We start from the raw sequence: 22,710 nt of genomic DNA, 5'->3' as shown, positions 1-22,710 counted from the left end.
CACCCGGGCCACCACAGGGGCGCGGGAACAGCGGTGATGACGGTGCAACGGCGGGCGACTTGAAGCGCCGTCAGTCCATGACGATGGCCGACATGAACTGGTTGAAACGGCCCAGCCCCTCGATCAACTCCTGGTACTCGACGGCGTAGGAAATCCGGATGCAATGCGGGTCGCCACACCCCGAGCCCGGGACCACGGCGATATGCGCCTCGGTCAGCAGCAGGTCGGCCAGGTGCTCGACATCCCGCACCTGCTCGCCGCGGTAGTAGCCCCCCAGGCGGGAGGAGACATCCAGGTAGAGATAGAAGGCCCCTTCCGGTGGTGCGTAACTGATGCCTTCCAGGCGATCCAGGTAGGTGCGGGCAGCGTGCAGCTGCCGTTGCAGGAACGGATTGACCTGGTCGGCGAACTGCGATGAATCGGCGTTCAGGGTGTTGAGCGCGGCGTATTGGGACAGGCTGCTGGGGTTGGAGGTGGTGTGGCCCTGGAGGTTGTGCATGGCCGCGATCACCGGCGCCGGGGCGCAGGCGTAGCCGATCCGCCAGCCGGTCACTGCCTGGCTCTTGGAAAAGGAGTCGATCAGCACGGTTTGCGGTTTCAGCGCCGGGAACAGCGAAAGGATGTTGTGATGCTCATGGGGCTCGCGCACCAGGCCGCGATAGCACTCGTCGAACATCACCCAGAGCCCCTGGTTGAAGGCCAACTGAGCGATCGCCAGCAGTTGCTGGCGTTGATAGACGGTGCCCGTGGGGTTGTTGGGGGTGTTGATGACGATCATCCGGGTGCGCTCGCTCAGCGCGCCCTGCACCGCCTCAAGGGTCAGCCGGTAGTCGTCGCCCCGGGTCTCGACCAACACGGGCGTGGCGCCCGCCAGGCGGATCTGGGTGGGAAAGGTTTCCCAGTACGGGGTCGGCACGATCACCTCGTCACCGGGGTTGAGCAGCACCATGCAGGCGTTGTACAGGGCCTGCTTGGCCCCGGCGGTCACCGCCACTTCATTGGCCGCAAAAGTCACGCCGGTGCGCTGGCTGACCTGCTGGGCGAGCTTTTCCCGCAGGGCCGGCAGGCCAATGGGCGGGGTGTAGCGGTTGCGCGCGTTTTCGATGGCTTCAATGGCTCCGGTGCGCATGTCCTGGCAGGCGTCGAAGGACAATTCACCGGCGGCGAAGTTGATCACCTTGACCCCGCTTTCCTTCAGGGCGTTGGCTTTGCTGCGCATGCTGGACGTACCGGGGGCACTGAGGCCCAGGGCACGCTTGGACAAGGAAAATCGGCTTGCAGTGGCTTCGCTGTTATTCATGTTCTTACCTGCGAAAACGATCTGGAAACAAGGCGCCCCGAATTCGGGAAACACCCTGCGCAGCCAACCTGGATGGGGGCTCCAGCCAAGTCTTCTTACATTCTGATGACAGTCAGAATGTCCGGCCAATACCGTTTGCGTCGTGATTGATACTGCAAAAGTAAGAAATATCTGATGGCCGCGAGGCCCCTGCCGCGAGCCCGGGCGCAGAACGCATCAGGCCCGGGCAGAACAGCCCCGGGCCTGATGATTCAAGGGTCGACAGCAAGCATCAGCCAGGGCTGGACAATGCCCGAGCATCGGCGTCCAGGCCGCGCTGCACGTACCAGGACAGCGGCAGCGTCAGCAGCAGCGTGGCGGCCAGGGCCATCACCGCCAGGGGTATCCCGGTAACGTCCCCCAGGCTGCCGAACAGCACCGGGGCCAGCGCCCCGCCACCGATGGTGCCGGTATAGAACAACGAGAACGCATGCTCGCGTTTGCCGGCCCCCGCCAGGTCCGGCACCGCGCCGTACAGCACCGAGGAGGTGCCGTTCAGCGCCAGGCCCAGCAGGGGCAACATCAGCATCAGGCCGTTGTAGGGCAGAAATACCGCCAGCACGATCAGGCTGGCGGTGGTGAATTCGGTGATCCACACCGTCTTCATCATGCCGATGCGCGCCCCCAGGTAACCGCACAGCAACTTGCCGAAGGCGCCGCCGACAAACAACAGGGTCAGGGCCAGGCCGATGCCCGCGGTGCCGGCGCCCTTGGCCTTGAGCAAAAACGGCAGGAAGGTCAAAAAGCCCATGCGCACCGCACTGTCCAGGGTGCCGGTAAGGATCAACGCACGCATTCCGCTGGCCGAGCCTTGGCCCTTGACCGCCTTGGGCGCCTTCTCGCTCATGGCCGCGGTGACGGCCCGGGAGGGAATCAGCCACCACAGCAACAGCGCGGCGGCCAGCCCCAGGAGGCCGATCAGGGTGACACTGGCGCGCCAGCTGATCACCGTCAGCAACAGGCCCACCAGGCCGGGGATCAGGGTCTTGCCGATGTCCCCGGCAAAGTTGTACTGGGACAGGGCCTCCTTGACCCCGCCTCCGGCTTCATGGGTGTCGGTGATCAAGGAAGACGCCAGCGGATGCTGGGTACTGGCCCCCAGGCCGCCCAGCAGCAGGGCCAGGAGCAACACGCTCAAGCCCCCGGCCTGCCCCGCCAGCAGGTAGGCCAGCCCGGCCAGCGCCGTGCCGCCCACCAGCAGGCGCTCGCGGCCCCAGCGCTTGGCGGCACGGCTGGCCAACAGTTGGAACCCGGCCATCATCCCGGAATAGGCCCCGCGCAACAGGCCGATCTGGGCATAGCTCAGGGCGAACTGCGCCTGCCAGATCGGCAGCAGCACGTAGATCACATCGGTGAGACCGTCGTGTACCGCATGAGCACTGCAACCGGCCACCAGGGAGCGGCGGCGTACCGAAGTGTCGGTGGCCGGCATGGCCTCCAGGGAGGCGCTGTGTTTCAGGTCATTCATCTTGGGGGCGGGCTGCGAGGTCGAAGGGATAGGAATCAGTCACAGGATAGGCAAGCCTGGGCCAGCCACAAGCCCCGTCGCCAGGGCCGGGCCGCACGCCATCAGCGCAACAGTTGGGTGCAGTCGCGCATCACCCGGGCCTTGCGCTGCAGGTATTCGCAGAAGATTTCCCGCGCCACGTTGGGGTCGACACGCACCTGCATGGCATCGACGAATTCCTCGACCGCCGCCACCGCATGGGCGAAGTGGTTGCTCTCGGTGCCGCCGGTGTGCACCGTGACCCAGGCCACAGTGGTCCGGGCCTTTTCCGCCGGCACGCCCATGTCGCGTACGAACCATTGCTTGTACAGCGGGTGGATGAACTCCACTTCACCGTGGGTATAGACCTCGTGGATCAGGGTGGTCAGCAGGCCCTGGAGCAGATCGCGGTCGCGCAGACGGCGGAAGTCGGTCCAGTCCTTGAAGCCTTGCGCCGAGGGCAGGCAGTTTTCCTTGAGCAGCCACTGATCGTCGCCGCAAATGGGCGTTGCCATGTTGTAGAACAGGTCTGAATGCAGGGTGTTGCCCAGAGCGCCCAGGTCTTCATCGGTAATGCGCTGCAGGCTGCCGCAGGCACGATAGAGGCCGTCGGCGGCTGCCGAACCCTGCCCCGAGCGGGCCAGCAAGGTGATGCGGTTGGCCAGGCCGGAAACGCTGGTGGCGGAATTGTTGGTCTTCGACCAGCTGGCAAAGAACTTGCGCAGCACGGCAGGCGCGTGGCGGCGCGAGGTGAGCTTCTCGAAGGCATTCTCGATGTCCACCAGGGCGTTCTCTTCGCTCCAGAACGCCTCGAACAGCGCATGCTTCAAGACACTGGCCGGCATGTCGTTCAACACAGGTTCGACAATCTTCAACAACTGGCTCTGCCGGGTCAGTACATTATTCATGGTCACCTCACGTATTCCTTGTTGGATGATGCATCTAGGGGGTTCACCAGCCTGGGATCGGCGACCGGTGCTTCGGGTTCGAGGGGCTTCCAGCCGCCCCAGGCAATCAGCAGCGACAGCAGTTGGAACACCACGATCAGCGCCACACAGCCCTGCCAGCCCCAATGGCTCCAGAGCAGTGCCGGGACCACAGCGCCGAAACTGCCTCCCAGGTAATAGAACGTCAGGTACAGCCCCACCGCCCCGGCCTTGTTGTGGCGGGCGGTGGCGGTGGTAAAGGAGTTGGCGGCGGCCTGCGCCATAAACACCCCGGTGGAACTCAAGGCCAGGCCCAGCACGATCAGCCACAGCGAAGGCAACAGGGTCAGGGCCGAGCCGCCGACCCCGAGCAGGGCCGCGACCTTGAGCAACTCGGCCTGGGGCCGGGACTTGCTCAGGCGGCCGGCGATGGGAATCACCACCAGTGCTAGCAGGAATACGCTGTAGATGGCGCCCAGGGCCGCGGCGCCCAGGTCGAAGGGCGGCAGGCTGAGGTAGAGCCCGGCGTAAGTGAAGGTGGCCACCTGGGAGAACAGCACACAGAAGCCCACGCCATAGGCCGCCAGCAAGGGCCGGCTGCACAGCTCGCGCAGATCCCGCATGCGGTTCTGTGCACGGCGGCTGACCACGGGCGCATTGGCCGGCAGCAGGAAATGGATGGCCACGCCGATCAGCAGACTCAGGCCGGCCAACAGCGCGAAGGCCTCGCGCCAGCCGACGTACTCGGTCATGAAGCCGGTGACGAAACGTCCGGCGAAACCGCCCAGCACGGTGCCGGCCACGTAGAGACTGGTGACTTCGGTGACGGTGCCGCCGCTCCAGCGATCGCCGATGTAGGCCACGCTGGTGGCGAACACCACCGGGATCAGCATGCCTTCGATAAAGCGCCAGAACAGCAACTGGGCAAAGCTGCCGGCACAGGCCGCCAGCAGCGCCGGCAGCGCCAAAAGCAGGGACGCCAGGACCATCACCGAGCGCTGCTGGAAACGGCCGGTGAAACGGCTGACAAAAGGTGCGGTGATGGCCACCGCCAGGGTGGTCACGGTGATGCTCCAGCCCGCGTCCCTGATACTCACCTGAAAGCTCTGGGCGAACTCCTGAAGAATGCCCTGGGTTGCATACAGGTTGAGAAAGGCCGCACAACCGCACAAAAACAGGGCGATGCGAGCACAATGCTGGCGCGGATTCATGAAACCTCTCGTTTTATGACGAAAGGCCTTTATAAAATACCCCGCGACCCCAAGACCAATACCGATTTACGACCGATCAATACCCAGGGAACAGGATGCTCGATCTACGCAAGTTGCGTTACTTTCTGACCGTCGCCGAGGAGCTGCACTTTGGCCGTGCCGCCCTGCGTCTGCACCTCGCGCAACCGCCGCTGACCCGGCAGATTTCGGCACTGGAAGCCGAACTGGGGTTTCGCCTGTTCGACCGCACCAGTCGCACCGTCTCCCTCACCGCCCAGGGCCGGCACTTTTTGCCTTACGCCCGGGCCGTGCTGGAACAGGTGGACCTGACCCAGGTCATGGCCAGCAAGCTGGCCAAGGGCAGCGCCGGGCAACTGGCCCTGGGCTACGCCAGCTCGATCGCCCTGTCGGACCTGTTCAGCCAGGCGATCCAGGCCTTCGCCCAGCGCTACCCGGACGTACAGCTGACCCTAGTCGAGGGCGCGTCGGTCAGCCAGTGGTCACAGATCGTCGACGGGCGAATCGATATCGGCATGAGCCGGATGCAGCCACCCAGCGAGCAGAGCGAAATCCAGGCCCTGTCCCTGGGGGACGAACCCCTGGTGGCGGCCATCTCCAGCGACAGCCCCCTGGCTGCCCAGGATCAGGTGACCCTGGCCGAGCTCAGCGAACACCCGTTGATCCTGTTTCCGGCGGACTACGGCTCGGGGCTCAACGAGGCGATCGAACAGCTCTACCGACGCAACGGCCTGCCCCTGCGACCGGGCCCCAGCGGCCGGCAGATCACCTCGATCATCGCCCTGGTCGCCGCCGGCCGGGGCATTGCCCTGGTGCCCCGCTGCACCCAGACCCTGGCCAAAAAAGGCGTGACCTACCGGCCGCTGACGGACCCCGGCGCCACGGCGCAACTGCTGGTACTGACCCGCAAGCAGGGGCGCAGCCAACTGGTGGACGCCTTCATGGGGGTGCTCGACGAATTGCTCCAGGCGCAACCGCAATCTGTGGGCGCTAGCGGCATGCCACCCGGGCCTCTGCTCCACCTCCAGCGATGAGCAGATCGTTGCCATTGACGTCGCTGCCCACGAACTCTCTGCTGTAGGCATGCACCTGCAAAGGTCTGCTAGACACTTCGACAGTCTTGGCAACTGGTCAGCCGCTGATGCAGGCGTATATTGATAGTGTCGATCCAGGTAGTTGAGGCGATAAAAGGTCGCCAATGGTGGGACAAGCGAGAGTGCTGGGGGCGCTAGCGGATAACCCGAAACGCTGGAGGTGTCACATGAGGCAATATCAACGACTCTTTCTGATCGCAGGTCCCACCATGCGTCACTCGCCGGCGATGGAGCGAGCAATCGCCCTGGCCGACGCTACGGGCGCCGCGCTGCATATCGCAGTGTTCATCGAAGACTTCGACCTTATGCGGTTAATGAGCAACAGCGAACAACTTCGTGAGAGTTGCCGGCAGGAGAACCTGCAGTGGTTGACGGATGAGGCCGAACTCATGCGCAGGCAGGGCATCAACGTGACCACCGAAGTTGCAGTGACCCGTGACCCGCTGCAAGCAATCCTTGAGCATGTGGCTGAAATGCAGCCGGACCTGATTATCAAGGACGTACATCATGAATCAGCGCTCAAACGCGTATTCGTCACACCTTTGGATTGGCAGTTGTTGCGTCAATGTCCGACCCCCTTACATCTGGTCAGCGAAGTCAGGTGTCCGCTTCCTCGGATGATTGTGGCGGCGGTTGATCCATCGCATCCAGAGGGTCAGATCAGCGGAATCAACGACAGCATCATTCAGGCGGCGAACGAACTGGCGACGCAATGTGAGGCTGAATTGCACATGCTGTATGCCTATGAACTGACACACACACATTTCTCTGATGCGGGTGCCGGCGCCGTGACGATGCCAGGCTTCAGCGACGACGTGCGCCGGTCACTTGAAAAGTGCTTCATTGCCTTGGCGGAACGCCATGGCGTGCCACCTGAGCGGCGACACTTCATTGCGGGGCCGCCAACCAAAGCGATGGCCGAATTTGCCACTCATACTCGAGCAGATGTCTTCGTAATGGGAAATACCCATCACAAAGGGGTGGACAAGCTTATTGGCAGTACTACGGAGCATGTTCTGCATCAGGTGCCGTGCAGCGTTCTGGCCATCACGGGAGAAGCGGATCAATGAACGAAAAAACCGCCACTATCGCAGCCGGCTGTTAGTGCTGATGTGGTTTTGACCCAAGTTGCGGACTTGCGCTGCCCCTTGGGTGGTCTGTGATAACGACGCTTCTGTTGGGTAAAGAAAATCACCAGAAAACCTTCCATTTTCACTTCCTCAGCGCGTACCGGTCATTTGGTAGGACAGAAGTCCTGCGGCGTGCAATGAAACCGAGCCGAGTGAACACAGCCATTTGCCCTCCTGAATCAGGGCAGCTGTCTCGGCGGAAAATGTGGAAAAGGTGGTCAGGCCGCCACAGAAGCCCGTGATGATCAGCAGGCGCCATTCAGGGCTTAGGGGGATGTGGCCAAAACGCGATGGCCAGGCCAATGATGCCGCCACCGACCATGTTCGCGACCACAGTGCCTGGCGGAATCGAGGGAAACAGGGCGTTTAACTTCATGCCCAAAAGCCAACGCCACCAAGCACCCACTGATGCGCCTAGAGCAATGACTAGAAGTGATTTCAACATGGTTGCGTGTCTCCTCTGGGCTGAAGTGGCCGAGGAGATGCGAATAACCGCGTACTAAGACAGGGAGCTGATATGAGGTTTTGAGTCACCATCCTGCCCTAAATTGGCGGACAGGGAGGCACACCTACGCACCCTGTCCAGGGTTCACGTAGGCATCATCAGCACAAAGGCGGTTGAAGGAGGAATACCCTCTTCTGTTTTCATGCCATGGCAGCCACTGTAAGACTTTCAAGGTACAACGAGTTCGTATGAACTGGCTTAATGAGTTTTGACACCTCAATCGAACGCTATGGTGGCGCTCAGATTCGAGGTGTATCTCTACCGCCCCCTGGTCTACGCGGCGCAAATCGCAAGGAAAAACCACGACATGAAGATTCACGACCTTTTTTCCGCCCCCAGCTTTCGTAGACGCAGACCCGTTTGCAGCCCTCTTTTCCTCATCGTCATCAATGTCTAATTAAATGCAGAAAACGTGTGCATGAACATAAACAGCAAAGGTGACCGTCGACCGTTTTTTATATTCCTCATCTTTTTGCGCCTGGGACTGACCTCATTTGGCGGCCCCATCGCACACTTGGGGTATTTCCGCGATGAGTTCGTCACGCGCCGGCAATGGCTGACTGAGCGTAGCTATGCTGACCTGGTCGCACTTTGCCAGTTCTTGCCAGGCCCCGCGAGTAGTCAGGTTGGTATGGCGCTGGGACTCTCCCGTTCGGGCTACTCTGGGGCGCTGGCCGCCTGGGCGGGTTTCACGCTGCCCTCGGCCATCCTTCTGATCCTGTTTGCGTTAGGTATTTCCAACCATGGCGATATCATCGCGCCTGGCGTACTGCACGGCCTGAAAGTCGTGGCCGTTGCGGTAGTCGCTCAAGCCGTATGGGGAATGGCACGGAATCTATGCCCAGATGCGTTGCGTATCACGATCATGGCGATTACGACGTGTGTGGTGCTGTTGGTTCCGTCTGCATGGGGGCAGATCGGCTCAATTGTTGTCGCGGCTTTTGCCGGCGTGCTTTTATTCAAACCAGCTCGCGCCGCCGAACATGATCCACTGCCTATAAAGGTCGGTTACCGAGCAGGTTTGTTCTGGTTATCACTGTTCTTCGCTTTGCTGGTCGGCTTACCGATAATGAGCCAGATGCTACTCAGTCAGACGCTCTCCATGGTAGATGCATTTTATCGCTCCGGGTCTCTGGTGTTTGGTGGTGGTCATGTGGTGTTGCCATTGTTGCAGGCCGAAGTAGTGCCTTCAGGCTGGGTCAGCAATGAAACCTTTCTTGCCGGGTATGGTGCAACGCAGGCTGTTCCTGGGCCGCTTTTGACCTTCTCGGCATTTCTAGGTGCTTCGATGAGCGTCGAACCCTCTGGCTGGGTCGGCGGGTTCATTTGTTTGCTAGCCATTTTTCTGCCGTCGTTTCTATTGATCGTTGGTACGTTACCGTTTTGGGAACAACTGCGGCGCAGCGTACATATCCAAGCGGCGTTGCTTGGGATCAATGCGGCGGTGGTTGGTTTGCTTCTAGCGGCGCTTTATCAGCCTGTATGGACGAGCGCGATCCTTAAGCCACAGGACTTCGGTTTGGCATTGGTGTGCCTGGTCGCGCTGATGTTTTGGAAGCAACCGCCCTGGTTGGTGGTGATCGGTGGTGGTGTAGCCGGATGGGTGCTGAGTGCCATGCTTTGACAGTCTTTCAAACTCCGTAGGGCTTTCTCGTCCAGTTGGAATGCCCTTCTATAGCATCCTTGCCATGGTCGGGGAGTTGGCCAAGTCGGTAATCGAGAAGCAGCGCGGAAAGCATCCGCTCTACGCGTCCCCGCTTGGCAAGCCTGATGGCGAGGGGAATGAAACGACGTTCCACAACATGAATGACTCAGCCTGGAAGAAGGCCAGGGTCACTTGGAAAGTCACGATGGCAGAAACAACTGCGGTGAAGGGCTATAAATCCGCGCGGAGCGGTTCAGTTTGGAAAGCCTCATGCTCGTCTCGTGCCTGGTTTCCTAGATAGATCCATCAAGCTGTGACGTTGTCGCCTCCCCCGACCGCCAGGAGCAGCTCGGGCAATACCACACCAGCACTTCCTTTCAGCATTATCTCGTCCGCGCCAACCCATCCAACCTCCTCAAGGTTGACATGGATCACCGCAGCCCCGGCTGCGAGCGCCATTTCCGGAATGCCAGCTGCCGGCATGACTACGCCGGAAGTTCCCACTGAAATCAGCACATCACAATCTCTCACGAGCCGTACTGCGGACCGCCAGGCGTCCTCGGGCATCTTCTCCTTGAACCAGACCACCCCTGGCCGAAGCCTTTCGTTGCAATGCTCACACCGAGGAGGCTCGATCCACTGTCCTTCCTCAGAAACCCTCAGCTGGTCAGGTGTTAATTCGCCTGGCCGGTGACACGCAAAGCATTTCGCGCCCATCAAGCTACCGTGAACGTGAACCACGTCCAATGAACCTGCCCGCTCATGCAGGTCATCGATATTTTGGGTAATGACGGACACCTCCCAGCCGGCATCTTGAAACCGGGGAATGCACAGGTGGGCCGCGTTTGGCTTTGCCCCGCTGACCTGGTGCCGCCGCCACAAGTACCAGCCCCATACGAGAGCCGGGTTCTCCCGAAAGGCGTCCGCTGTTTCCAGGCGTTGAGGGTCGTGCTTCGCCCATAACCCAGTTAGTTTGTCGCGAAACGTCGGTATTCCGCTCTCAGCCGAGATACCAGCACCCGAGAAAAAAACGATTGTCTTGGACGCACTTAAAACATCAGCAGCTCTTTGCATTTGGCTCACGAGACACCCCTCGGCTCTGCAGCGACGAATACTGTCGAGTAAACACGGGAAAGACCTATGACCCTAGTTTAGGCACTCGCGGCTGAGCGGAAAATAAAACGCATTGACCCAGGCGAATACGATCATCCTGGCGCAGCACAACCCTCTGGGTCGCTGCGACCCTGCGATCGGGCCTGCGTGACGATGGCCGCATCCCAACGAATACGGCCACGGACTGCATCAACTTACGGACGAATCCAGGCGGGAGCTGCAGCCGGCGCCAGACCGGTACGTGCGGTCTCGGCACAGGTCGCCAGCCCCGCATAGTGAATGCCCAAGCCGGAAATTCCGGGACCGTAATGCGCGTACTTGCCGGAGTTGGTCATCAGTGAGCGGGCGTTGGGCTTGAGCAGCGGTTTTTCGATCATGCACCAGCAAGTGTCGGTCATGAACGCCACGCCGAAGGCTGCCAGGACATCGATCGCACCGGCCGCCTCGGCCTGCTCGAACACCGTCCTGCCGCAGGTAACCATGATCGAGACCTGCGGGTGCTTGCGCTGACCGGCGCACAGTTGTGCCAGGCGCTTGAACTCGTCGAGGGAAAAATGCGGGTTGCCCAGGGAGATGATGTCCACCTGTCGATCATCGGCCGAGTTCAGTGCCTGCCAACTGCGGTACAGGTCGTCACGGCTGACCCTGATGGTTTCCAGGGGGTGGGCAAGAACCTCTAGCGTCGCCAGGGACAGCGCTTCCGGGGTGCCCCCGAAGCCGCGGATACAGCGACTCGTCGAAATCCGCCAGCTGCGGCACCTCAATCACCACCGCCGCCTGGCGATTCTTGTCGATATGGCAGCCGCGTGGGACCTGGCCGCGTGCCGGATTGCACGCAAAGCCTTGAACCGTTGAGCCCCCCATAAACCTCTGACGTGACCCGACAGCTTGCGTTGTCGGGTCCAGCAGCCTGAGTTGCGTGATAGCCAACACGCTGACGGGGTCAGCACTGCCACTCTCGAGCAGGATGGTTGATGAACACGGTCTTTGATCGGCGAAAGGCGTTGAGCCCGCACAGACCTACGTCGCTTCCGAGCCCCGACAACGTCCATCCATCAACCGTCAACGCCTCGTTGTAAATCAAAGGGTTGTTGACCCAGATCAGACCTGCCTCAAGCCGATCTGCGGCCGTGATTGCTTCGGCCAAATCGCCGGAAAACAATACAGCCCCCTGCTTGCAGGGTGAACTATTAGCCAGCTCCAGGGCTTCATCAAAGTGCCGCACACGGCGAACGGCGGCTACTGGGCCAAAACATTCCTCATGATAAATATCCATGTCATCGCTGAGCTCGGTAAGAAGGGTTGGTTCATAAAACCAGCCAATAGGGTGATCGGCGGGTATCTGTCCACCACAGACTCGTGTCGCCCCTTTGGCCAATGCATCCTCCACAAGGCCCATCACTTTTTTTCGTGCTTCCTCGCTTACCAACGGTCCAATCTCCGAGTAACCACGGCTGTAACCAGTACGCAGCGCACGAACACCTTCTGCAAACCTCTCGACAAATGGGTCGTGTACTTCATCCACGACAAAGAATCGTTTTGCCGAGGTACAGGTCTGTCCACCCAGACGAAACGCGGCAGTGACCGCACAGGCTGCTGCAACATCCAGCAATGCGTGTCGCGAAACGATCACCGGAGCACTGCATCCGGTCTCGATGACACAAGGTTTCATCAGCTCCGCACAAGTCACGGCTACGGCGCTAGCTGCTGCGGCACCGCCACTAAAGGCGACAACGTGAGTAGCAGCAGACTGCACCAGCAATTGTGCCGTTAAGCCATCCCCAGGAAGACAGGAAACCAAACCCGAAGGCAATCCTCTGAAGTACTCCATGAACTTCAAAGTACAGAGTGCAGCGGTCTCTGCAGGTTTCACTATGCAGCTGTTACCTGCGGCCAATGACGCCGCTACGGTTCGGCACATCAATAGCAGCGGCTGACTGACTCCGAGAATATGCACACTGATTCCATAAGGCTCATAGTGCCTGTGTTGCAGCGTCAGAGACCGCAAACTACTGAGGACGTCATTGGACTCTTCACTGGCCAGTTCGGCGTAGTGTCGAAAAACCCGTGCACAACCGGCCAGCTCAGCCATAGCGTCAGAAAATGATCTTCCCGTCTCCGCCCCCATCAGGCAAGCAACCTCAAGGCCATGCTCAACTGACTGCTCGATGGTCTCGGCGACTTCATGCAGTAACCGGCCACGCGCCCTGCCGTCGAATGCTCGCCACTCGATGCGTGCAGCGTCGGCGACGGCGATAGCCGCGTCGACGTCGGCTTTATCACATAACGGGATGACTCCAATGCGCTCCAGCGTCGCCGGATCGAAAACTTCCCGTGTTCGACGACTAGCAGAAGGCAAATACCCAGGATTGACGAAATACAGAACCACGTCAGCGTGAGCAGTGTTCATCGAAGCATCCTTGTTCAAGTCATTAAGGGTATCCGTCAACATCAAGAAAAGCGGACCACCCAGACATGTTCTCCATAGGGACCCACCGGCCACAGCCGGACCAGTCACTAAGGACGGACGCTACCAAGCTCCAGCTGACAATTCGATTTCACAGAGCTTACCTTCAGGTAACCAGATAATTGACCGTGGCTAGAACGCTAGGGGGCAATGCTTTCCAAGGCTTGCAGGTAGTGATCCAACAGCAGGTTTCCTGCTTGGTCGGGGCGAGTGATCACCGAAAGCTGAGTACAGTATCGGTAGTGTTCCGGACACAAAGCACGCATGCGTTCAGCATCGACCCAACGCTGAGCGTAATGGCTGGGCAGATAGCCAATGTATTCACCACTCAGAATCAAGAACGCCACCCCCTCGCGATCGCTGGACGTCGCCATTACCTTCAGCTTCTTGGAGTACTTGATGACCTCCGGTTCCTGGGATTGAGCGATGGTGACCGCGTCACAAAGGGGTAAGCGTTCGAGGATCGAGCTTTCATCCTCAACCCCGAACAGAGGGTGTTCATGGCTGCAATAAAGCTGCGACTCCTCGGCATACAAGGGTCGATAGTCCAAGCCATTCACTCTGTGAGTAGTGGGTATCGCGCCAATGTGGAAATGACCATCGAATACGCCGCGGGCCACGCTGCTTGGCGTCGTCATATGCACATTGACCTGAATATCGGGCCCTTTGGCCCTGAGAATCTTGAGTGCCTCAGTCATTCGCATGTGAGGCGATGTCACCAGATTGTCAGTAATTCCAATGTTGAGCTCCCCCCGCAGTTGAGTGGTGGCGGAGTTCACCTGGGTGCGAAAATTGCCTATGGCCGCGAACAACTGGAGTGACGCGTCGTAGATGCTCTGCCCGGCAACCGTCAAAGCGAAACCACTGCGCCCACGTTTGCAAAGACAAACACCCAGACGGCTTTCCAGATTGGCCATGCTCAAACTGATAGCCGCACGACTGATATTCAGCTCTATCTCGGCAGCGGAAAATCCGCCGCACTCAACCACCGCGCGAAACACCCGCAGCAACCGAATATCGATGTCACTTACCTGACCCACTCTCATAAGAGACCTCCGCAGCCAAGCCACAAGGTTCAGAACATCCAGCGAGCCGGCACTATAGAGGTGCCACCGCCCTTGTCGCCATGCTTCAGCAGACAGATCAGAAACGGCTTAGATAGGTAAGCCTCTGGTTACCTGAAGGTAAGACAAGAGCCATTCTTTAATTCCTTCGAGTTACGTAGCTTGGTCCTCCTGATCCGGCCGACAAATGTCGGCTTGGATTGCGTATTGAGTTCATACATCAAGCAAGGAGCATGACGATGAAATCGATGGCAGGAGCAACGGCTCTGGTAATGATGCTCAGTTCATCACTGGCGGCTTATGCCGATCAGGAGATCCGCATAGGTGTAGCCGGCCCCTTCACCGGCAGCTACTCCAGGCTGGGCGCGCAGGTCTGGAACGGCACCAACGCAGCGGCCAAACAGATAAACGCCGCGGGCGGCATTAACGGCAAATTGATTGTCCTGGTCAAAGGAGACGATGCCTGCGAACCCAAGCAAGCGGTGGCGGTAGCCAACCGGATGATCGATACCGACCATGTACAGGCCGTCATCGGCCACGTCTGTTCCTCCTCCACCCTACCCGCCTCGGAGATCTACTCGGACGCCAACATCCTGATGATGACTCCTGCGTCTACTGCCAACACCATCACTGAACGTGGCCTGGACACTGTGACCCGAATGGTCGGACGCGACAGCCAGCAAGGTGAGGTTGCTGCCAATTATCTACATGAACAACTCCAGGCCAAACGCATCGCCATCGTGCATGACAAGGACTCCTACGGCATGGGAGTAGCCCTGGCCGTACAACAGCGCCTGGGAGAAATGGGGATCAAACCTGTCCTGTTCGAAGGCCTCACACGCGGCGAGAAGGATTTCAATGCCCTGGCCACCAAGATCAAGGGCTTGCAAGTGGACGCGGTCTTTTATGGTGGTGTCGCCGTGGAGGCTGGCACCCTGGTCCGACAGATACGCGAGTCGGGGGTCGACGCTCCCTTTGTGGCTGGCGATGGCATCGCCTCCGATGACTTTCCGGTTGCGGCCGGTGGTGGGCAGTTCATCAAGGGGGTCTTGATGGTCTTCGGCCAAGACGCACGACAAAATAGTGAAAGCCAGATGGCAGTAGCCGCGTTGCGCAAGGAGGGATTCGAACCTCTGGGATACACGCTGTATGCCTACGCGGCGCTTGAAGCCATTGCTCAGACCATGCAAGCCACCCAATCCCATGACGGCGCGGTACTGGGACAGTGGCTAAGGGACAACAGTGTAAAAACCGTTGCTGGCAATAAGCGCTGGGACGCCAAGGGAGACCTGGCGACGCCTGACTTCGTGATGTATCGCTGGGATGATCAGGGCGAATACAGCGCCTTGCGCTGATTTTTTTGTGGGGCGCCAAGATCAGGCGCCCCACAATGAGGCAAGGACATTGCCCTGACGCAGGATACTGCGCAAACGATATCCATCAGACGGTTTCCCGGTCGCTGATCCTCAGCTCAGGCGCCAACGTGGACAAGCTGCTTGAGACCTCCAGACTCAGAGCAGCGTATCGCCTAACTTGATACCGAAGCCCTCGTTATACAGCGATGGATTTGGCTCGTTGGTGAACGACATGTTGGGCTTGAACACATGCTCGCCCATGGCGTTATGAATCGGAAAAGCTGTGAGCATGGAAATCCCCTCTGGAATTCAGCTCTCGGGCATGAGCTGTACGCACCGTTTACTGTTCTGTGTGCGTATCCTCTGCCCGACACTTCAGTGCCGGGCAGTCTGCTTTACCGCGCAGCCCAAGCGTTAAAGCGCTCTTCAAGCTCTGTTCCGTGATCAATCCAGAAGCCGCTATCAACCTTCAGGGCCTGAACCATGTTCTGCTCAGAGGTCGGAAAACTATTGCGCGTTTCGGCAGCGATCAGTTCCATGGTCTGCTTATGAGTGGGACCGTTGAACATCTTTTCGGCGAATATCTTTTGCTGCTGCGGCAAGCTCGCGAAGGCTATGAATTTCAGCGCTGCTTCCTGGTTCCGGCTGCCTTTGACTATGGCCCAGCTATCCATGTCATAGAGACTGCCATTCCACACTAACGGGAAGTCGTATCCCTCTTTTTGGGCACTGATTGCCCGGGTGATGTACACAGACGTCATGCTGACATCTCCAGCCGCCAGCCATTGCATCGGCTGAGCGCCTGACTCCCACCACTGTATCTGTGTTTTGATCTGGTCCAGTTTGCGAAAGGCCCGGTCTACGCCACCGGGTTGTCGCAGCACCTGATAAACCTGATCACGTGGTACGCCGTCGGCCATCAGGGCGATTTCCAGAGTCAGCTTCGCGCCTTTGCGCAGAGCCCGCTTGCCAGGAAAGCTCTCCAGATCCCAGAGGTCCGCCCATTCTTTTGGGGATTTCGACACCGCTTTAGGGTCATAGACCAGAGCCGTAGACCAGATAAAAATACCGACCCCACATTCGCTTACCCCGTCTTCGACGAAGTCCTCCTTGCGCACTCCGGGAATCGCCGGCAAGCGCTCGAACAATCCTTCCTCGCATCCGCGCTGCAACTCCGCATGGTCAACTTCAACGACATCCCAGGTAACGCTTCGGGTATCCACCTGAGCTTTGATCATGCCGATTTCGCCGTTGTATTGCGCTGCTCGCACGACCACAGAATGCTGCTTCTCAAAAGGCGTGTAGAACGCCTCCTGCTGAGATTATTTGTTTATTCCACCCACGGAGACGACCGTCAGTGCCTCGGCTTGGGCGCAAGTACCTAGGGCGACCAGGGTCAGGCTGGCTATCGCAGTTTTAAACATGGCAGATCATCCTTTTTCTGGTTTAAAAAACCTCGAAGAGGATGCTAACCAAGGTGACAAGCTGCTATCGGGAATAAAAGGCTCAAGCGGCGGGAATCTTTTTCCTCCGCCGCTGTGCGGATAGAACGACTCAACTCACTCAGGGGCCGTAAGATCGAAACCCGAATAGACCTTAAACAAAGCTAGAAAACCGAACCATCGTTCGAGCTCTGGTCGTTAGGAGGCCATGAAGAATGAAGAGCTGCAACGACTATCGACTCCCCTCTCTCGATGCACTGCTGGCCTTTCAGACTGCCGCGCAGTTGAAGAGTTTTGAGCGTGCAGCCGAAGCCCTGTCGCTGACCGCAAGCGCACTACGAAAACGTATAGCGGGTCTTGAGCAACTGCTTGGCTTGGTGTTGTTTGATCGTCAAGGCGGAACCCTCGCGCTGACGGCGCAGGGGCAAATGTACCTGGAACAACTCACCCCCGTACTGACTCAACTGATCGCCATACCGGTGCATCAACGCCCGGCACAACGCAGGCAGCGCCTGACACTCAGTTGTCCACCCACGTTTGCCCGTCAGATTCTCATCCCCCGCCTTGCAGAACATAGCCAACATTACCCGGACATCGATCTGGAAATTCAACTAAGCGCTCCCATGTCTGGTACAGAAGCACCGCTGCGAGACATCCAGGTATCTGGAGAAAGCGCCACCGTGGAGCCTCAACACAGGCTACTCGACGAGCTTTTGCAGCCCTTGGCTGCGCCAGAGCTGCTGAGCCGTTACCCAGACATACGGCTACCGCAGGAGCTCGCCTGCTTGCCGCTGATGCGCTCACCGCTAGAGCCCTGGCAACCCTGGTTTCAACAAGCGCACCTGGCCTTGAACGAGCCAGACCAGGGACCGTCCTTACTGGATCTGGGGATGATGCTAGAGGCTGCGGCCAACGCTCAGGGGGTCGTCCTCGCGCGCCCCTCGCTGGCTCGTGATTGGCTGGAAAGTGGGCGACTGGTCGCGGTCGGCAATGTTCGTAGTGTTCCTTCCTACCACTACCAACTGCACATGCATCAGCGATCAGAGGCCGCACAAGCCTTCAGTCACTGGTTGACACAGATATGCCATGAGGCCGTGGAGCACGGGCAGCGTTACTTGAGTGATCCGCACTAAGGAAAAACCGGCTCGCGAGATGTGAAATTTTTTCCCTGCTGATGATGCATCAGGCGGTTAGGCTGACTCTGAACATCACTCGGGAGCAGTCCAATTGCCTATCGTTACTTGCATCGAAGACCTGCGCAAAATGGCGCAGCAGCGCGTACCACGCATGTTCTATGACTACGTCGATGGAGGCTCTTGGACCGAAAGTACCTACCACGCTAACCAGGACGATTTTGCAAAGATCAAACTGCGCCAGCGCGTTGCAAGAAATCTCGAAAATCGATCGCTTAAAGCTAATCGACTGGGCATTGATATGGCTATGCCGCTGGCCATAGCACCTACCGGATTGGCTGGGATGATCCATGCGGATGGTGAAATCCTTGCGGCGCGTGCTGCGACTGCGGCCGGTATTCGCTACACACTCTCAACGGTCAGCATTTGCTCACTGGAAGACGTCGCCGACGCAATCGAGGCACCTTTCTGGTTTCAACTCTATGTGATGCGCGATCGTGAGTTTGTGGGCCGACTGATTGACCGGGCTAAAGCCGCAGGCTGCGATGCCCTGGTGTTAACTCTGGACCTGCAATTGAGCGGTCAACGACATAAAGACCTGAAAAACGGACTGAGTACCCCGCCACGCCTCACTCCCGCCAGCCTCTTGAACATCCTGACTAAACCACGCTGGATCAAAGGCATGCTGAGCACTCGCCGTCACTACTTCGGTAACATCATGGGACACGTTGCCGGCGTGGATGACTTGCGTCAGTTGGCCGATTGGACCTACGAGCAGTTCGACCCAACGCTGTGCTGGGACGACATCAAGTGGATCAAGGATCGCTGGGGCGGAACACTGATTCTGAAAGGCATTCTCGATGTTGAGGACGCACACCTGGCCGTTGCCAGTGGCGCAGATGCACTGATAGTTAGCAACCACGGCGGGCGTCAACTCGATGGCGCTCCTTCCAGCATCAACATGCTGCCGGCCATCGCTCAAGCAGTCGGTGGACAGATTGACGTCTGGTTCGACAGTGGCATTCGTAGTGGCCAGGACGTGATCAAGTCACTGGCTCTGGGGGCTCAAGGCGTCATGCTCGGACGTGCCCATCTTTATGGACTGGGAGCAATGGGCGAAGCAGGAGTGACCAAGGCATTGGAGATCATTGCAAAAGAAATGGACCTGACCCTGGCACTTTGCGGATACACCGATGTACAGCAAATTGATCACAACATCTTGTTACCAGGAAGTTATCCGAAGCCCTGACAAATCTGAAAGCCATCGCACTCGGGCTAAGGCATAGAAGCGTCTACAAAACTCGGGACGATTCAATCCTCGAGCAAAGGGCTATCACGATAAACAACGATCTTCCAATCCTTGAGGCCGTTTTTCCCAGTGAGTCGGCCCTCAACTTTCTCGGTTGCTGGAGCAGCCACCAGAAGTAAGAGCAGGAAATACAGCAAGCCGCACCCTAATTAGAGAGCTGTATACCAGCAACTCGAAGAAAAACTATGCGGGAGGAGATGTAGGAGTATTCTCCAGACATGAAAAAGCCCAACCTGTGAAGATTGGGCTAAGTCATTGAAAAATATGGTCGGGACGGAGTGATTCGAACACTCGACCCCTAGCACCCCATGCTAGTGCGCTACCGGACTGCGCTACGCCCCGACTAGGCGTGAAACCTATTTCACTTCTCAGGAAACGTTGAGGAATATACCGCAAGCTTTTGAAAAGTGGAAGTATTTAATACGATGAATTACTTCTTGAGCACCACAAGCACATCTTCCAGCTCAGAGATCATCTGACGGATCAGTTGCTTGTACTGGGTGGTGTCGTCTTTGGCCTCATCACCGGAAAGGCGCAAGCGCGCTCCACCGATGGTAAACCCCTGATCATAAAGCAACGCGCGGATCTGCCGGATCATCAACACGTCCTGGCGCTGATAATACCGGCGATTTCCGCGGCGTTTGACGGGGTTGAGTTGAGGAAACTCTTGCTCCCAATAACGCAGCACATGCGGTTTTACCGCACAGAGCTCGCTGACTTCACCAATGGTGAAGTAGCGTTTACCCGGGATGACCGGGAGCTCGTCGTTATGACTTGGTTCCAGCATAAGCCTCAACTCGGGCCTTCAACTTCTGCCCTGGACGAAAGGTGACCACACGGCGAGCCGTGATCGGGATTTCTTCACCCGTTTTCGGGTTGCGGCCAGGACGCTGGCGTTTATCCCGAAGGTCGAAGTTACCGAAACCGGACAATTTGACCTGTTCGTTATCTTCGAGAGCGTGCCTGATTTCTTCAAAGAAAAGCTCGACCAATTCCTTGGCCTCGCGTTTATTCAGGCCTAGCTCTTCGTAGAGACGTTCGGCCATTTCAGCTTTCGTCAGAGCCCCCATACGTCACTTCCTTAGCGTGGCGTTCAACCTTTGTTCGAGCGAGGTGAGGATGTTTTGTGTCGTGGAGTTCACCTCATCGTCATTAAGAGTGCGCGATGGATGCTGCCAGGTCAAGCCGACGGCAAGGCTTTTTCTATGCGGATCAATGCCTTTACCCTGATAGACGTCAAAGAGCCTGAGGTCTGTCAGCCATTCGCCTGCATTTTCACGAATTACGTCCAGTACTGCGCTCGCCGCCACGTCACGATCCGCCAGCAATGCCAGGTCACGGCGTACTTCTGGGAAACGCGAAAGCTCGTGGAACTTCGGAAGACGACCTTGAGCCACCTCGCTCAGAACCAGCTCAAACACGTAAACCGGACGATCCAGGCCGAGGTTTTTTGCCAGTTCCGGGTGAATAGCCCCCAGATAACCGACCTCACGACCATCACGCTCGATACGTGCAGTCTGGCCAGGATGCAGCGCAGGATGCTTGCCCGGAGCAAAAGTGAATTCATCCAGTGCGCCAGCAAGGCCCAGCACTGCCTCGACATCTGCCTTGACGTCAAAGAAGTCGACACCGTCGCGACCTTGCGCCCAACCTTCAGGTAAGCGACTGCCGCAAACGACGCCGGCCAACATTGGCTGCTGCTTCAAGCCTTCCAGTTGACCGATAAAGCGCAAGCCGCTTTCAAACATGCGGACGCGATCTTGCTGACGGTTCAGGTTGTGCTGAAGTGCCTTGACCAGGCCAGGCCACAAAGAAGAGCGCATGGCCGCCATGTCAGCCGAAATCGGGTTGGCCAATAGCAGCGGTTCAACACCTGGATTGAACTGCTCAAACAATTTCGGATCGATGAAGCTGTAAGTGATTGCTTCCTGATAACCACGGGCTACCAGCAGACGCCGCAGGGCAGGCAGATCACCTTGCGCTTCCGCCTTAGCCTGAGGAGCCAGGCGAGCCTGCGGATAACGAACCGGCAAACGGTTGTAGCCGTAGAGACGCGCCAACTCTTCGATCAAGTCGACTTCAAGGCTGATATCGAAACGGTGGCTTGGCACTTCAACGCGCCATTGGCCTGCACCATCGGCAGTGATTGTCAGGCCCAACGCGGTGAGCAGACGCTCGACCTCGGGACCGTCGATTTCCATGCCCAGCATCTGGGTGATGCGCTCAGCGCGCAGTGTCACAGGTGCAACAGATGGCAAGTGCTGCTCGCTGACAGCTTCGATGATCGGACCAGCTTCGCCGCCAGTGATCTCCAGCAACAAGCCAGTTGCACGCTCCATGGCCTCGCGAGCCAACTGCCAGTCCACACCACGCTCATAGCGATGAGAAGCATCGGTATGCAGGCCATAGGAACGGGCTTTGCCAGCAACCGAAATCTGGTCGAAGAAAGCGCTTTCCAAAAACACATCGCGGGTGTTTGCGGTAACGCCACTGTGCTCACCGCCCATAACGCCAGCGATTGCCAGAGCACGGGTGTGGTCAGCAATCACCAGGGTATCGCTACGCAGAGTAACTTCCTGGCCGTCGAGCAGTACCAGTTTCTCGCCCTCTTCGGCCATGCGCACTCGAATACCGCCGTTGATTTCGGCGAGATCGAAAGCATGCAGTGGCTGGCCCAGTTCGAGCATCACATAGTTGGTGATGTCCACCGCCGCATCGATACTGCGCACGTCGGCACGACGCAAGCGTTCAACCATCCACAGAGGGGTCGGCTTGGACAAATCGACATTGCGAATAACCCGACCCAGATAGCGCGGGCAGGCCGTCGGAGCAAGCACTTCCACAGGGCGTACTTCGTCGTGCACTACGGCAACCACTTTTACTTCAGGGCGCTGCACTTTAGCGGCATAGAGCGCACCGACCTCACGGGCCAGACCGGCAAGCGACAGGCAGTCACCACGGTTTGGAGTCAGATCGACCTCAATACTGGCATCGTCCAGGTTCAGATAGACGCGAACGTCCTCCCCCACTGGAGCATCGGCCGGAAGCTCCATCAGACCATCACTGCCTTCGCCAATCTGCAGTTCGGCTTGGGAACACAGCATGCCGTTGGATTCAACACCACGCAGCTTAGCTTTCTTGATCTTGAAGTCGCCCGGCAGCTCGGCGCCAATCATCGCGAATGGGATCTTCAAGCCTGGACGCACGTTAGGTGCACCGCAAACCACCTGGAAGGTCTCCGCGCCGTTACTGACCTGGCATACGCGCAGCTTGTCGGCATCTGGGTGCTGCTCGGTGCTCAGCACCTCGCCCACCACTACACCACTGAAATCACCGGCGGCTGGCGTTACGCTGTCAACCTCAAGACCGGCCATCGACAGACGAGCAACCAGCTCGTCACGACTCACCTGCGGGCTAACCCAGCCAAGCAGCCATTGTTCACTGAATTTCATCCTGCTCTCCTAATAGATTCG

General features: G+C 58.4%; 19 protein-coding genes, 1 tRNA gene, 2 pseudogenes and 1 riboswitch. Of the genes and pseudogenes, 6 read left to right on the top strand and 16 right to left on the bottom strand.

Annotation, left to right across the window (positions count from 1 at the left end; translation table 11 throughout):
• Window positions 1-70: 70 nt before the first annotated feature.
• From KHO49_RS11525 to KHO49_RS11510, 4 genes are all read right to left on the bottom strand, one after another.
• Complete coding sequence (locus KHO49_RS11525; protein ID WP_213665031.1) at window positions 71-1,300, bottom strand: pyridoxal phosphate-dependent aminotransferase; 1,230 nt, start codon at window positions 1,298-1,300, stop codon at window positions 71-73.
• A 271-nt stretch (window positions 1,301-1,571) separates the two neighbouring features.
• Window positions 1,572-2,807: an MFS transporter gene (locus tag KHO49_RS11520; RefSeq protein ID WP_102882424.1), complete on the bottom strand. Its 1,236-nt coding sequence runs from the start codon at window positions 2,805-2,807 to the stop codon at window positions 1,572-1,574.
• Between the two features lie 101 nt (window positions 2,808-2,908).
• Complete coding sequence (locus KHO49_RS11515; protein WP_102882425.1) at window positions 2,909-3,733, bottom strand: hypothetical protein; 825 nt, start codon at window positions 3,731-3,733, stop codon at window positions 2,909-2,911.
• 2 nt (window positions 3,734-3,735) lie between these two features.
• Window positions 3,736-4,962: an MFS transporter gene (locus tag KHO49_RS11510; protein ID WP_110596827.1), complete on the bottom strand. Its 1,227-nt coding sequence runs from the start codon at window positions 4,960-4,962 to the stop codon at window positions 3,736-3,738.
• A 95-nt stretch (window positions 4,963-5,057) separates the two neighbouring features.
• Between KHO49_RS11510 and KHO49_RS11505 the strand changes: the two genes are divergently transcribed.
• Together KHO49_RS11505 and KHO49_RS11500 are read left to right on the top strand one after the other, a co-directional pair.
• A complete protein-coding gene (locus tag KHO49_RS11505; protein ID WP_213665030.1) occupies window positions 5,058-6,014 on the top strand; it encodes a LysR family transcriptional regulator in 957 nt (318 codons plus the stop codon).
• Between the two features lie 227 nt (window positions 6,015-6,241).
• Entirely contained in the window at window positions 6,242-7,144 is a 903-nt protein-coding gene (locus KHO49_RS11500) for a universal stress protein (RefSeq protein WP_110652612.1), read from the top strand.
• Here the strand turns inward: KHO49_RS11500 and KHO49_RS11495 are convergent.
• Window positions 7,138-7,284, bottom strand: a complete 147-nt coding sequence (locus KHO49_RS11495; protein ID WP_170002285.1) for a hypothetical protein — start codon at window positions 7,282-7,284, stop codon at window positions 7,138-7,140. The genes KHO49_RS11500 and KHO49_RS11495 overlap by 7 nt on opposite strands.
• Before the next feature lie 10 nt (window positions 7,285-7,294).
• Window positions 7,295-7,649: pseudogene (crcB, locus tag KHO49_RS11490) on the bottom strand (fluoride efflux transporter CrcB).
• A 142-nt stretch (window positions 7,650-7,791) separates the two neighbouring features.
• Window positions 7,792-7,853, bottom strand: a riboswitch (Fluoride riboswitch).
• A gap of 274 nt (window positions 7,854-8,127) precedes the next feature.
• Here crcB and chrA point away from each other — a divergent pair.
• Window positions 8,128-9,333 carry a chromate efflux transporter gene (gene chrA / locus KHO49_RS11485; RefSeq protein WP_110652611.1) on the top strand — a complete coding sequence of 402 codons (1,206 nt, stop codon included), beginning with the start codon at window positions 8,128-8,130 and terminating at the stop codon, window positions 9,331-9,333.
• A gap of 327 nt (window positions 9,334-9,660) precedes the next feature.
• Here chrA and KHO49_RS11480 read toward each other — a convergent pair whose 3' ends face one another.
• From KHO49_RS11480 to KHO49_RS11465, 4 genes are all read right to left on the bottom strand, one after another.
• Window positions 9,661-10,437, bottom strand: a complete 777-nt coding sequence (locus KHO49_RS11480) for an SIR2 family NAD-dependent protein deacylase (protein ID WP_349628960.1) — start codon at window positions 10,435-10,437, stop codon at window positions 9,661-9,663.
• Between the two features lie 224 nt (window positions 10,438-10,661).
• Entirely contained in the window at window positions 10,662-11,231 is a 570-nt protein-coding gene (locus KHO49_RS11475) for a 3-isopropylmalate dehydratase large subunit (protein WP_213665029.1), read from the bottom strand.
• A gap of 179 nt (window positions 11,232-11,410) precedes the next feature.
• Entirely contained in the window at window positions 11,411-12,877 is a 1,467-nt protein-coding gene (locus KHO49_RS11470) for an aldehyde dehydrogenase family protein (RefSeq protein ID WP_213665028.1), read from the bottom strand.
• A 197-nt stretch (window positions 12,878-13,074) separates the two neighbouring features.
• The gene (locus KHO49_RS11465) at window positions 13,075-13,980 is read right to left on the bottom strand and encodes a LysR family transcriptional regulator (RefSeq protein WP_110596821.1); all 906 of its coding nucleotides are present in this window, start codon (window positions 13,978-13,980) and stop codon (window positions 13,075-13,077) included.
• Window positions 13,981-14,237: 257 nt separating this feature from the next.
• Between KHO49_RS11465 and KHO49_RS11460 the strand changes: the two genes are divergently transcribed.
• A complete protein-coding gene (locus KHO49_RS11460; protein ID WP_249735505.1) occupies window positions 14,238-15,353 on the top strand; it encodes a branched-chain amino acid ABC transporter substrate-binding protein in 1,116 nt (371 codons plus the stop codon).
• 156 nt (window positions 15,354-15,509) lie between these two features.
• On the opposite strand, the gene KHO49_RS31290 is transcribed toward KHO49_RS11460, so the two are convergent.
• Together KHO49_RS31290 and KHO49_RS11455 are read right to left on the bottom strand one after the other, a co-directional pair.
• Window positions 15,510-15,644: a hypothetical protein gene (locus KHO49_RS31290; protein ID WP_283776993.1), complete on the bottom strand. Its 135-nt coding sequence runs from the start codon at window positions 15,642-15,644 to the stop codon at window positions 15,510-15,512.
• 104 nt (window positions 15,645-15,748) lie between these two features.
• Window positions 15,749-16,654, bottom strand: a pseudogene (locus KHO49_RS11455) (ABC transporter substrate-binding protein); the annotation flags it as partial.
• A 356-nt stretch (window positions 16,655-17,010) separates the two neighbouring features.
• Between KHO49_RS11455 and KHO49_RS11450 the strand changes: the two are divergent.
• Both KHO49_RS11450 and KHO49_RS11445 read left to right on the top strand, forming a co-directional pair.
• Window positions 17,011-17,928, top strand: a complete 918-nt coding sequence (locus KHO49_RS11450; protein WP_213665026.1) for a LysR substrate-binding domain-containing protein — start codon at window positions 17,011-17,013, stop codon at window positions 17,926-17,928.
• Window positions 17,929-18,022: 94 nt separating this feature from the next.
• Window positions 18,023-19,177, top strand: coding sequence for an alpha-hydroxy acid oxidase (locus tag KHO49_RS11445; RefSeq protein ID WP_213665025.1), 1,155 nt, complete (start codon window positions 18,023-18,025; stop codon window positions 19,175-19,177).
• A 325-nt stretch (window positions 19,178-19,502) separates the two neighbouring features.
• On the opposite strand, the gene KHO49_RS11440 is transcribed toward KHO49_RS11445, so the two are convergent.
• The 4 genes from KHO49_RS11440 to pheT form a co-directional block, all read right to left on the bottom strand.
• A tRNA-Pro gene (locus tag KHO49_RS11440) sits at window positions 19,503-19,579 on the bottom strand.
• 88 nt (window positions 19,580-19,667) lie between these two features.
• On the bottom strand, window positions 19,668-20,024 hold the full coding sequence (locus tag KHO49_RS11435) for a MerR family transcriptional regulator (protein ID WP_007920509.1): 357 nt from the start codon (window positions 20,022-20,024) through the stop codon (window positions 19,668-19,670).
• Window positions 20,005-20,307: an integration host factor subunit alpha gene (ihfA, locus tag KHO49_RS11430; RefSeq protein WP_002553164.1), complete on the bottom strand. Its 303-nt coding sequence runs from the start codon at window positions 20,305-20,307 to the stop codon at window positions 20,005-20,007. Before ihfA ends, KHO49_RS11435 begins: the two co-directional genes overlap by 20 nt.
• A gap of 3 nt (window positions 20,308-20,310) precedes the next feature.
• Complete coding sequence (gene pheT, locus KHO49_RS11425; protein ID WP_213665024.1) at window positions 20,311-22,689, bottom strand: phenylalanine--tRNA ligase subunit beta; 2,379 nt, start codon at window positions 22,687-22,689, stop codon at window positions 20,311-20,313.
• Window positions 22,690-22,710 lie beyond the last annotated feature (21 nt).

This window comes from Pseudomonas sp. RC4D1, assembly GCF_018390395.1.
Lineage (GTDB): Bacteria > Pseudomonadota > Gammaproteobacteria > Pseudomonadales > Pseudomonadaceae > Aquipseudomonas > Aquipseudomonas danubii.
This window is presented reverse-complemented; position numbering and strand designations above follow the sequence as displayed.